This is a genomic window from Colwellia sp. MB3u-55 (genome assembly GCF_014076785.1).
Lineage (GTDB): Bacteria > Pseudomonadota > Gammaproteobacteria > Enterobacterales > Alteromonadaceae > Colwellia_A.
Genome location: NZ_JACGUS010000114.1, coordinates 1 through 13,563 on the forward strand (window position 1 = coordinate 1; position 13,563 = coordinate 13,563).

At 40.6% G+C, this 13,563-nt stretch carries 8 protein-coding genes; all 8 read right to left on the reverse strand.

Going from position 1 to position 13,563, the window contains the following annotated elements; all coding sequences use genetic code 11:
• Positions 1-188 (reverse strand): GTP-binding protein (locus tag H4J66_RS09995; RefSeq protein ID WP_259369046.1); only part of this gene is annotated, 188 nt, incomplete at its 3' end.
• 78 nt (positions 189-266) lie between these two features.
• Positions 267-2,375 carry an elongation factor G gene (gene fusA, locus H4J66_RS10000; protein ID WP_182173931.1) on the reverse strand — a complete coding sequence of 703 codons (2,109 nt, stop codon included), beginning with the start codon at positions 2,373-2,375 and terminating at the stop codon, positions 267-269.
• 223 nt (positions 2,376-2,598) lie between these two features.
• Positions 2,599-3,072, reverse strand: a complete 474-nt coding sequence (gene rpsG / locus H4J66_RS10005; RefSeq protein ID WP_070375045.1) for a 30S ribosomal protein S7 — start codon at positions 3,070-3,072, stop codon at positions 2,599-2,601.
• Positions 3,073-3,187: 115 nt separating this feature from the next.
• Positions 3,188-3,562 (reverse strand): 30S ribosomal protein S12, encoded by a 375-nt coding sequence (gene rpsL / locus H4J66_RS10010; protein ID WP_011045492.1) that lies wholly within the window; start codon positions 3,560-3,562, stop codon positions 3,188-3,190.
• A 186-nt stretch (positions 3,563-3,748) separates the two neighbouring features.
• Positions 3,749-7,960, reverse strand: a complete 4,212-nt coding sequence (gene rpoC / locus H4J66_RS10015) for a DNA-directed RNA polymerase subunit beta' (protein ID WP_182173934.1) — start codon at positions 7,958-7,960, stop codon at positions 3,749-3,751.
• 101 nt (positions 7,961-8,061) lie between these two features.
• On the reverse strand, positions 8,062-12,090 hold the full coding sequence (gene rpoB / locus H4J66_RS10020) for a DNA-directed RNA polymerase subunit beta (RefSeq protein WP_182173937.1): 4,029 nt from the start codon (positions 12,088-12,090) through the stop codon (positions 8,062-8,064).
• Between the two features lie 258 nt (positions 12,091-12,348).
• The gene (gene rplL, locus H4J66_RS10025; protein ID WP_070375048.1) at positions 12,349-12,708 is read right to left on the reverse strand and encodes a 50S ribosomal protein L7/L12; all 360 of its coding nucleotides are present in this window, start codon (positions 12,706-12,708) and stop codon (positions 12,349-12,351) included.
• A 114-nt stretch (positions 12,709-12,822) separates the two neighbouring features.
• Positions 12,823-13,317 (reverse strand): 50S ribosomal protein L10, encoded by a 495-nt coding sequence (gene rplJ / locus H4J66_RS10030; RefSeq protein WP_070375049.1) that lies wholly within the window; start codon positions 13,315-13,317, stop codon positions 12,823-12,825.
• Positions 13,318-13,563 lie beyond the last annotated feature (246 nt).

Genomic DNA, 13,563 nt, shown 5'->3' on the forward strand with positions numbered 1-13,563 from the left:
ATTGTAATACCACGCTCACGCTCTTCAGGAGCATTATCGATTTGTGCGAAATCTTTAACTTCACCACCGTGTACTTTAGTTAATACTGCAGAGATAGCAGCTGTTAAAGTAGTTTTACCGTGATCGACGTGACCGATAGTACCAACGTTAACATGCGGTTTTAAACGTTCAAATTTTGCTTTAGCCATTTTTCAATTACCTTAAAGTTTATTAAAAGCGCAGCCAAGATGACCGAGCTAGACTTTCACTAACTATAAGTGAGTGTCTTACGAGATTCCAAGAGATTCTGTTATTGCCGCAACTACATTCTTAGGAGCTTCACTGTATTGTAAAAATTCCATCGAATAAGAGGCGCGGCCCTGTGTTGCACTGCGTAATGCAGTAGCATAACCAAACATTTCAGACAGTGGTACTATTGCATTCACTATCTTAGAGCCAGCAGGACCTTCGTCCATGCCATCGATCATACCGCGACGACGATTTAAATCGCCAACGACATCACCCATGTTTTCTTCTGGCGTAGTTACTTCGACTTTCATCATAGGTTCTAGAAGTGTCGGCGTAGCTTTTAACGCCCCTTCTCTAAAGCCCATTGAAGCAGCAACTTTAAACGCCATTTCATTAGAGTCAACGTCATGAAAAGAACCGTCATAAAGTGTTACTTTAACATCAAGCATTGGATAACCGGCTAATACACCACTATCCATTTGCTCAAAACAGCCTTTTTCAATGGCGGGGATATATTCTTTAGGAACAGTACCGCCAACAATTTCGTTAACAAATTCGAAACCAGCACCTTCTGGTAAGGGTTCCATTTTCAACCAAACGTGACCAAATTGGCCTTTACCACCTGATTGTCGAATAAATTTACCTTCTACTTCAACCGTAGAACGAATAGTTTCACGATAAGCAACTTGTGGCTTACCGACATTACATTCGACGCCAAACTCACGTTTCATGCGCTCGACAATAATGTCTAAGTGTAGCTCACCCATACCGGAAATGATCGTTTGACCCGTTTCATCATCAGTAACGACCTTAAACGAAGGATCTTCAGCTGATAATTTACTTAAGGCTAGGGCTAATTTGTCTTGAGAAGCAATGGTTTTTGGCTCAACGGCTATTGAAATTACCGGATCAGGGAATTCCATTTTCTCAAGTGTTATTACGTGATTGGCATCACACAGTGTTTCACCCGTAGTCACATCTTTTAAACCGATGGCTGCTGCAATATCACCAGCACGAACTTCTTTAATTTCTTGACGGTCATTGGCATGCATTTGCACTAGACGACCGAGACGTTCTTTCTTGCCTTTAATCGGATTAAAGACACTATCGCCTGTTTTTACTACTCCGGAATAGACGCGGAAGAAGGTTAACGTACCGACAAAAGGGTCAGTGGCAATTTTAAAGGCTAACGCGGAAAATGGTGCACTATCATCTGCAGCACGCGTTGCCGGTGTTTCATTTTTGTCATCACTAATACCCGTAATAGCAGCAACTTCCGTTGGTGAGGGTAAATAGTCAATAACCGCATCTAAAACAGCTTGTACGCCTTTGTTTTTAAAAGCAGAGCCACAAGTACAAAGAATGATTTCATTATTAAGGGTACGTTGTCGAAGTGCTGACTTGATTTCATCTTCTGTCAAATCGCCATCTTCAAGGTATTTATCCATTAACTCGTCTGACACTTCAGCCGCTTCCGATATCATATTCTCACGCCATTCATCGGCAAGGTCTTGCATATCGGTGGGTATTGCTGAATAAGTAAAAGTCATCCCGTGATCGTCTTCACTCCAGTTGATCACTTTCATTTTAACAAGGTCTATAACACCTTTAAAATCTTCTTCTGAACCAATAGGTAACTGAATAGGTACTGCGTTTGCTTTTAGACGTGCTTTTAGCTGACCAACAACAGAAAGAAAGTCTGCACCAGTACGGTCCATTTTATTAACAAAAACAATGCGTGGAACGGCATACTTTTCCATTTGACGCCAAACAGTTTCTGTTTGCGGTTGAACACCAGAAGAGGCACATAAAACTAATACAGCACCATCGAGGACACGCAAGGAGCGTTCAACTTCAATGGTAAAATCAACGTGACCAGGAGTATCGATAATATTAATACGGTGGTCAACAAATTGACCGTCCATGCCTTTCCAGAAACAAGTTGTCGCTGCTGAGGTGATGGTAATACCACGCTCTTGCTCTTGTTCCATCCAGTCCATGGTTGCAGCGCCATCATGCACTTCACCAATTCTGTGAGAAAGACCCGTGTAAAACAAAACACGTTCTGTGGTTGTCGTTTTGCCAGCATCTACGTGCGCACAGATACCAATGTTACGGTAGCGCTCAATAGGGGTGATACGTGCCAAAATGAAATCCTCTAATTCTTAGTCACTAATAATTAGTACTATTAAATAAATATTCGCGTAAGCGGTGAGTATTTGTTTAATACTACTGTTTAATACTATTTGAACTGCACAAAGCATCAGTCCGTAAAAGTTAGTATGGCTAGCAAGAGAAACTCTTGCTAGCCATGTATTCACCCTAAGCATATGCAAAGGGTAAATCATACATCCATTCAAAACTGCTAGCTTACCAGCGGTAGTGAGCGAACGCTTTGTTAGCATCAGCCATACGGTGAACGTCTTCACGTTTCTTAACCGCTGAACCTTTGCTGTCAGACGCATCTAACATTTCGTTAGCTAGGCGCTGAGCCATTGATTTTTCACCACGTTTACGAGCTGCTTCAACTAACCAACGCATGGCTAGAGCATTACGACGAACTGGACGAACTTCAACTGGTACTTGATAAGTAGAACCACCAACACGACGAGATTTAACTTCGACAGATGGGCGGATATTATCTAAAGCAGTTTCGAAAAGCTCTAAGTGAGTTTTCTCGCTGTTTTTTTCAGTTAAAATGTCTAATGCACCGTAAACAATTTTTTCTGCAGTAGATTTTTTACCATCAACCATAAGGATGTTGATGAATTTTGCTAAAAGTTCGTTATGGAACTTAGGATCTGGCAATATTTTACGTTGCCCTACGACGCGTCTTCTTGGCATCTTAATTCTCCGTAGTATTCAGGATTAATCCAAAATATATAAATTTAAAAATTTCTTATTTGGCCTTACTTAACGTTTTTTCTCTTCCTATCTATAAGGAGTTAGAGAGGAAAACTTAAGATTTAGGTCGTTTAGCACCGTATTTAGAACGGCCTTGTCTTCTGTCGCTTACACCTGAACAATCAAGCGCGCCACGAACGGTGTGATAACGCACACCCGGTAAATCTTTTACACGGCCACCGCGTATTAAAATAACGCTATGCTCTTGTAAATTATGTCCTTCACCACCGATGTATGAAGTTACTTCGAAGCCGTTAGTTAAACGAACACGAGCAACTTTACGAAGTGCTGAGTTAGGTTTTTTCGGTGTAGTTGTATACACACGAGTACATACGCCACGACGTTGTGGACAAGCTTGTAACGCTGGAACGTTACTTTTAGTTACTTGTCTTACACGTGGTTTACGTACTAATTGGTTAATAGTTGCCATTAAATAGCTCCCGATTAGTTAAACTTGTGTAAATTCCAATCAATGAGAAATTTACACCCTTATAAACGTGAAAATCCGCGACCTTAAATGCTATACATAAACAGTACAGGATATAGGGTCGCGGAATTCTATAGGTCAAGCTATGGCCTGTCAAGTAGCACAGGCCATTAACGCTATATTTTTTACTTAATCACTAGCATTTAGTGCGTCAGTTAATGCTTGTGCAGCATCGTCAGCTGAAACAGCGACTTCTTCAACAGCAGGCATTTTTGCTTGTAGTTTACGTTTAGCACGTTCCTGATGGTACGAATAACCTGTACCCGCTGGGATCAAACGACCAACGATAACGTTTTCTTTCAAGCCACGTAACTTATCTTTCTTACCTGCAACAGCAGCTTCAGTAAGTACACGTGTTGTTTCTTGGAAAGATGCCGCTGAAATAAACGATTCAGTTGCTAATGATGCTTTAGTAATACCCATCATTTGCATTTCGTATTCAGCAGGTTGCTTACCAGCAGATTCAAGCTCGCGGTTTGAAATATTAACACGCGCTACTTCTACTTGTTCGCCTTTCAAGAAATCACTATCACCCGCGTCTAAGATCTCACACTTGCGAATCATTTGACGGACGATAACTTCGATGTGCTTGTCGTTAATTTTTACACCTTGTAAACGATATACTTCTTGTACTTCGTTAACAATGTAATTAGCAACAGGTGCAACACCACGTAAACGCAAGATATCATGCGGAGACTCAGGACCATCGGCAATAACTTCACCTTTGATTACTGGCTCACCCTCATAGATATTCAAAAGACGCGTTTTAGGGATCATCTCTTCGTATACTTCACCGCTAGGTTGAGTGATTAATAAGCGCACTTTACCTTTGGTTTCTTTACCGAAAGCAACAACACCTGTTTTCTCAGCAAGAATTGCAGGAAGTTTAGGCTTACGTGCTTCAAATAAATCAGCAACACGTGGAAGACCACCGGTTATATCACGAGTTTTAGAACTTGCTTGTGGTATACGAGCCAGTGCATCACCAATGTTTACATCCGCGCCATCTTCTAAGTTAACAATCGCATTACCCGGTAAGTAGTAAAGTGCTGGGATTTCTGTCCCGGCAATCATAACTTCTTCACCGTTAGCATCAACAAGTTTCAATGCTGGGCGCATTTCTTTACCCGTTGCATTACGTTGACCTGCGTCAGTAACAATAATACTTGAAAGACCAGTCAGATCATCAGTTTGACGAACCATAGTCACGCCATCAGAAAGATCAACGAACTGAACTTTACCTGCTACTTCCGTAATAATAGGGTGAGTATGCGGGTCCCAGTTAGCGATGATTTCACCGGCAACAATTGATCCACCATCTTTCTTAGAAAGCACAGTACCGTAAGGTACTTTATAACGTTCTTTCTCACGACCTAGCTCATCAATTACCGTCATTTCAGAAGAACGTGAGGTAATAACAAGATGATCTTCAGAGTTAGTTACAAACTTAGCATTTTGAAGTTTCAAAGTACCTGTGTTTTTAACTTGAACATTGTTTTCAGCAGAGGCACGCGATGCGGCACCACCAATGTGGAACGTACGCATGGTAAGCTGTGTACCAGGTTCACCAATTGATTGGGCTGCAACAACACCAATAGCTTCACCTTGGTTGATCATATGGCCACGAGCCAAATCACGACCGTAACAGTGAGCACAAATACCAAAATCGGTTTTACAGGTAATAATTGAACGTACCTTCATTTGATCTATTGAGTTTTCTTCAATGAAATCACACAAAGCTTCGTCAATTAGCGTATTACGAGGTAATAAAACTTCGTCAGTACCGGGCTTGAGAACATCTTCAGCAACAACACGACCAAGAACACGTTCTCTTAATGGTTCAACAACATCTCCACCTTCGATTAATGGTGTCATTAGTAGACCGTCGAAAGTGCCACAGTCATGTTCAGTCACAACCAAATCTTGTGCAACATCAACTAAACGACGAGTTAAGTAACCCGAGTTAGCTGTTTTCAATGCAGTATCGGCAAGACCTTTACGCGCACCGTGAGTTGAAATGAAGTATTCAGATACGTTCAAACCTTCACGGAAGTTAGCTTTGATTGGCGTTTCGATGATAGAACCATCTGGTTTAGCCATCAAACCACGCATACCCGCTAACTGACGGATCTGAGCAGCACTACCACGAGCACCCGAGTCAGCCATCATGTAGATAGAGTTGAATGAATCTTGTTCTTCTGGCACGCCGTCACGGTTAATAACAGTTTCTTTTGATAAGTTGTCCATCATCGCTTTAGAGATTTTCTCGTTGGCAGATGACCAAATATCAATAACTTTGTTATATTTTTCGCCCTGAGTCACTAAACCTTGTTCGAATTGAGTTTGGATTTCAGCAACTTCTTCTTCCGACTCTTCGATAATAGTGTATTTAGCCGCAGGAATAACCATATCATCAATACCAACAGAACAACCCGCGATCATCGCGTAATGGAAGCCTGTGTACATGATTTGGTCAGCAAAAATAACCGTTTCTTTCAAACCTAAGTTACGGTAAGCGTGGTTAATTAATTTCGAAATTGGTTTTTTGCCAAGCGGTTGATCGATTAAATCGTAAGGCATACCTTTTGGACAAACCTGCCACATAATGGCGCGACCTACCGTGGTATCACGTAAAGTCGTTTTAGGTACAGTAAAGTTACCTTCTTCGTCTTTAAAGTATTCGGTGATACGAATTTTTACACGGGCGTGAAGTTCTGCAACACCTGTGCGGTAAGCTTTTTCAGCTTCTTTAGTGTCAGCAAAAACCATGCCTTCACCTAAACCATTAACACGGTCACGTGTTAAGTAGTACAAGCCTAAAACAACATCTTGTGATGGTACAATAATCGGCTCACCGTTTGCTGGTGATAACACGTTATTGGTAGACATCATTAAGGTACGAGCTTCCATTTGTGCTTCGATAGTTAACGGTACGTGTACCGCCATTTGGTCACCATCGAAATCGGCATTGTATGCCGCACAAACTAGAGGATGCAAGTGAATTGCTTTACCTTCAATTAGAACAGGTTCAAACGCTTGGATACCTAGTCTGTGAAGTGTTGGTGCACGGTTAAGCATAACTGGATGTTCACGAATAACTTCGTCAAGTACATCCCAAACTTCAGCGCCTTCACGTTCAACTAATTTTTTAGCCGCTTTAATCGTAGTCGCTAAACCACGAGCTTCTAATTTACCGTAAATAAATGGTTTGAATAATTCAAGTGCCATTTTTTTCGGTAAACCACACTGGTGTAAACGCAGTGTAGGACCAACAGTAATTACAGAACGACCAGAGTAATCAACACGTTTACCCAATAGATTCTGACGGAAACGACCTTGCTTACCTTTAATCATATCGGCAAGAGATTTAAGAGGACGTTTGTTAGAACCGGTAATTGCGCGACCACGACGACCGTTATCAAGAAGTGCATCAACAGATTCTTGTAACATACGTTTTTCGTTACGTACGATAATATCTGGTGCTACTAAGTCAAGAAGACGTTTTAAACGGTTGTTACGGTTAATAACACGACGGTATAAATCGTTCAAATCAGACGTAGCAAAACGGCCACCATCCAAAGGTACTAACGGACGTAAATCCGGTGGTAAAATGGGTAGTACGTTCATAATCATCCACTCAGGCTTATTACCTGAAGCGGCGAATGCTTCCATTAATTTTAAACGCTTAGTGACTTTTTTACGCTTAGTTTCACTACCAATTTCAGGAAGCTCTTCACGCATTTGCGCTACTTCGCCTTCTAAATCGATTTGTTGTAGTAAAGCTAAAACAGCTTCAGCACCCATTAATGCGTCAAATTCATCACCATGCTCTTCTAAAGCATCAAGATATTCTTCTTCAGTTAGAATTTGGCTTTTTTCTAATGTTGTCATACCAGGTTCAGTAACAACATAAGATTCAAAATAAAGAACACGTTCGATATCACGAAGTGTCATATCAAGTAATAAACCAATACGCGAAGGTAATGATTTTAAAAACCAGATATGTGCAACTGGGCTTGCTAATTCGATATGACCCATACGGTCACGACGAACTTTTGTTAATGTAACTTCTACGCCACATTTTTCACAAATAACACCACGATGCTTTAAACGCTTGTATTTGCCACAAAGGCATTCGTAATCTTTTACTGGACCAAAAATACGCGCACAAAATAGACCGTCACGTTCTGGTTTGAACGTACGGTAGTTAATCGTTTCAGGTTTTTTTACTTCACCAAATGACCAAGAACGAATCTGATCTGGTGAGGCTAGTCCGATACGTATACCATCGAACTCTTCTGTTTGATTTTGTTGCTTAAGAAACTTAAGTAAATCTTTCACACTTCTTCTCCTGTCGGAGTTAAACCTTAAAGAGAAAGCAGTTACCTGCTTTCTCCGTGTACTGACTCATCAATTTGATAGTCAGCATGCAGCTTTGGAAGCTAGTCCTGATCTAATTCGATGTTAATACCTAACGAACGAATTTCTTTCAACAATACGTTGAATGATTCAGGAATGCCTGGCTCCATTCTGTGATCACCGTCTACTAAGTTTTTATACATCTTAGTACGACCGTTAACATCATCAGATTTAACCGTTAACATTTCTTGTAGCGTATAAGCAGCACCGTATGCTTCTAGTGCCCATACTTCCATCTCACCGAAACGTTGACCACCAAATTGCGCTTTACCGCCAAGAGGTTGTTGCGTTACTAATGAGTAAGAGCCAGTAGAACGTGCATGCATTTTGTCATCAACTAAATGGTTAAGTTTTAACATATACATGTAGCCAACCGTTACAGGACGTTCAAATTCACGACCAGTACGACCGTCAGTTAAGATAAACTGACCGCTTTCAGGCATATCAGCAAGTCTAAACATCTCTTTGATTTCTTTCTCTGCTGCACCATCAAATGCTGGAGTAGCAATAGGAAGACCGGCACGTAGGTTATTAGCTAAACGCATCACTTCATCATCAGAGAAGCTCGCGATGTCAACAACTTGACGAGATTCACCAACATTGTAAACTTCTTGAATGAAGTTACGTAGTTTATGAATTTCTTGTTGCGCTTCCAACATACGGTTGATTTTTTCGCCAATACCACGACACGCCATACCTAGATGAGTTTCTAAGATCTGACCAATGTTCATTCGTGATGGTACACCTAACGGGTTAAGTACCACATCAACAGGAACACCATATTGATCGTAAGGCATATCTTCTACTGGAACGACGTTTGAAATAACACCTTTGTTACCATGACGACCGGCCATTTTATCACCCGGTTGGATGTGGCGTTTTATCGCTAAGTAAACTTTGATAATTTTAAGAACACCTGGAGCTAAATCAGCACCTTGCGTGATCTTACGACGTTTAATTTCAAACTTCTTATCGAAATCAGCTTTAATATTGTCGTATTGCTCAGCAATTTGTTCAAGCTCAGATTGTTGACCTTCATCAGACAAGTTTTGAACTAACCAATTTGCACGAGACATACTATTAATGTCTGATTCGTTTAAGCCAGCAGATAAAAGAAGGTTTTTAGCACGAGCATAAATACCATCTTCTAAGATGCTAAATTCATCGCCTAAATCTTTCTTAACTTCTTTAAGTTGTAATTCTTCAATTTCAACAGCGCGCTTATCTTTTTCTACACCGTCACGGGTGAAGATTTGAACGTCGATGATAGTACCTTTAACTGAGTTAGGTACACGTAAAGAACTGTCTTTAACGTCAGCTGCTTTTTCACCGAAAATAGCACGTAATAGTTTTTCTTCTGGTGTTAATTGTGTTTCACCTTTAGGAGTAACTTTACCCACTAGGATGTCGCCACCATTAACTTCAGCACCGATGTAAACAACACCCGCTTCATCTAATTTAGATAAAGCTGATTCACCAACATTAGGAATATCAGAAGTAATTTCTTCACTACCTAATTTAGTGTCTCGTGCTATACAGGTTAATTCTTGAATATGAACTGTAGTGAAACGATCTTCTGTAGCAACACGTTCAGATAACAACATTGAATCTTCGAAGTTGTAACCATTCCAAGGCATAAACGCTATACGCATGTTTTGACCTAGGGCTAATTCACCCATGTCCGTTGAAGGACCATCAGCTAAAACATCACCACGTGTAACAGGTTCGCCCATACGACACTGTGGACGTTGGTTAATACATGTATTTTGGTTGGAACGCGTATATTTAGTTAAGTTATAAATATCAATACCGGCTTCACCAGCATGCATTTCGTCTTCATTAACTTTAACAACAATACGAGAAGCGTCAACATAGCTGACTACACCACCACGTTTTGCAACAGCAGTTACACCTGAATCAACTGCTACAACTTTTTCCATACCTGTACCGACTAACGGCTTATCAACGATAAGAGTTGGTACTGCTTGACGTTGCATGTTTGAACCCATCAGGGCTCTGTTAGCATCATCGTGCTCAAGAAACGGAATTAAACTTGCTGCAACTGAAATAATCTGCTGTGGCGAAACATCCATATATTGGACTTGTTCTGCCGAGATTAATGTAAATTCGTTTTTGTGACGACACTGTACTAAGCCGTCTACTAACATACCTTCACTATCAACCGGAGCTGTAGTTTGGGCAATAACGAAGTTACCTTCTTCAATTGCTGATAAATAATCTATATCATCAGTGACTAAGCCATCAACTACTTTACGATATGGAGTTTCTAAGAAACCGTAATCGTTAGTACGTGCATAACACGACAGTGAGTTAATCAAACCAATGTTTGGACCTTCCGGCGTTTCGATAGGACATACACGACCATAATGGGTCGGATGTACATCTCGAACTTCAAAACCAGCACGTTCACGCGTCAAACCACCTGGGCCTAATGCGGAGATACGACGTTTATGCGTCACTTCTGATAACGGGTTGTTTTGATCCATAAACTGTGACAATTGTGAAGAACCGAAAAATTCTTTCACAGCCGCAGAGATAGGCTTAGCGTTGATTAGGTCTTGTGGCATGATAGCGTCTAAGTCACCAAGACTTAAACGTTCACGCACAGCACGTTCAACACGTACTAGACCAACACGGAATTGGTTTTCTGCCATTTCGCCAACAGAGCGAATACGACGGTTACCTAAGTGATCGATATCATCAGTCTCGCCTTTACCGTCACGAATGGCGATTAAGGTTCTCATTACTGAAATAATGTCATCGTTAGATAAAATGCCACTTCCAACATCGTCTGAATTGCCAACACGACGGTTGAACTTCATTCGACCAACGGTTGATAAATCATAGCGTTCTGGAGCAAAAAACAAGTTAGTAAATAACGTTTCTGCTGCATCTTTTGTTGGTGGTTCGCCTGGGCGCATCATGCGGTATATTTCAACTAAAGCTTCTAGCTTGTTTGAAGTACCATCAACACGAATAGTGTCAGACATGTATGAACCAACATCGAATTCATTCATATATAAGGTAGAAAGAACTTTATGACCAGCTTGGCTTAGCTCTGCTAATAACTCTAATGTTATTTCAGCATTGGCTTCAGCGATAACTTCACCAGTAGACTCATCGATGTAAGCTTTAGATAAAACTTTACCTACGATGTACTCAGCTGGGACTTCTAGCTTTTCAAGATTTTCTTTCGATAATGAACGAATATGACGTGCAGTAATGCGACGACCTTGCTCTACTAATACATCACCATTTTTCAAACAAATGTCAAACGTTGCCGTTTCACCGCGTAAGCGCTCAGGGATTAAATCCATGATCAACTTATCGCCTTTGATTGAAAAATCAGTGGTGTCATAGAACATGTCTAGAATTTCTTCAGTAGAATATTCTAAGGCACGTAAAATGATTGACGCCGGTAATTTACGACGACGGTCAATACGTACAAATAAATTATCTTTAGGATCAAACTCAAAATCTAACCAAGAACCACGGTAAGGAATAACGCGTGCGTTATATAATACTTTACCAGATGAGTGTGTTTTACCTTTATCATGATCGAAAAACACACCTGGAGAACGATGTAATTGCGAAACAATAACACGCTCAGTACCATTAATAACAAACGTACCGTTGTCTGTCATTAATGGGATTTCACCCATGTATACTTCTTGTTCTTTGATATCTTTAACTGTGCCTGCTGGCGCTTCTTTATCATAAACTACTAAACGTAATTTAACGCGAAGCGGCGCAGAATAGGTTACACCGCGGATTTGACATTCTTTGACATCAAATAACGGTTCGCCAAGTCTGTAGCTCACATATTGTAACTCTGAGCTACCAGAGTAAGCTTTAATTGGGAAAATAGAATGAAACGCAGCCTCTAGGCCTGTTTCACCTGTTGGATCAATATCAATAAACTTACGGAAAGATTCGAGTTGGATTGATAACAAGAATGGATAATCCATTACTTGTATGCTTTTACCAAAGTCCTTGCGAATACGTTTCTTTTCGGAGTAAGAGTAAACCATGGGGTTCCTCAGCTTGCTGGTTATGGCCGATCTGCCTTTAAAATACCAATTGGACTAGACAACTTCAGTATAGCTTCATACTTTGTGTTAGCTAATCCAATTGGTATCAGACAGGATATTGCAATGGTACTTAATACATTAGTACCAATTATGCACTTTTTGGTTTAAAAAAAACCACTTTCTTTAGCGCAAAAAGGCCGGTGACTTTAAAGTCACCAGCCATTGCCTTTTCAGGCAAATAATCTGTTTAAAAACAGATTATTTGATCTCAACAGAAGCGCCAGCTTCTTCAAGAAGAGTCTTAAGAGCTTCAGCTTCAGCTTTGTCAACGCCTTCTTTAACAACGCCAAGAGCTTCAACTAAGTCTTTAGCTTCTTTAAGGCCTAAACCTGTAGCGCCACGAACTGCTTTGATTACTGCAACTTTCTTCTCACCGAAGCTAGTCATAACAACGTTGAATTCGCTTTGCTCTTCAACAGCTTCAGCTGGTCCAGCAGCGGCAACAGCAGCTGATGCAGATACGCCAAATTTTTCTTCCATTGCTTCGATTAAAGCAACAACGTCCATTACTGACATGTCAGCAACTGCGTTTAGGATATCGTCTTTAGAAATAGACATTTTAAATTTCCTGTTTTTTAATAAACAGCCTTTGGCTGTTTGAAATAACTATAAATACAAAAAGTGCGAATTGTGCTCTGCCTATGTTTGAGTAATAGCAGAGGTAGACAATTATTAAGCGGCTTCTTGTTCTTTCTGATCGCGTACTGCAGCAATCGTGCGGACTAATTTGCCTGCAGATGCTTCTTTCATTGCGCTCATTAAACGTGCAATCGCTTCGTCGTAAGTAGGTAGCTTAGCTAACACATTTACGTCTACTGAATTACCTTCAAATGCAGCTGCTTTTAAATCAAAGGCTTCGTTAGCTTTAGCGAAGGCTGTGAATAAACGTGCAGCAGCACCTGGGTGATCAGATGAAAAAGCAATTAATGAAGGTCCTTTGAATACGTCAGAAACACATTCAAATTGAGTACCTTTTACTGCACGACGTGCTAATGTGTTACGGACAACTTTCATCCATACACCACTTTCACGTGCTTGCTTACGCAATGCAGTAATTGCTTCCACTCCAACACCACGGGCATCCGCGATTACAACTGAGTGAGCGCCACTAGCAGCTTCTTGAACTTCAGCAACAATTGCCTTTTTGTCATCAAGATTGATAGCCATTGGCTTTAACTCCTGGTTCACCGGTTAAATAAACCGGTATTTACTATCCCTAGCTTATATTCTTTTAAAGAAAGTAAACTAGGCCGTTACGGCGAGGACCAGAATTAGGAAATACTGGGTAATCACCATCTACGTAGGAAAAATTAAGTCTATTAAAGTAAATAATTACCTTATAAACTCCTACGGTCTTTGACGGGGTTGTTTAAACTTCTAAAAGAATAAAACAACACCTACCAAAATTTTTAA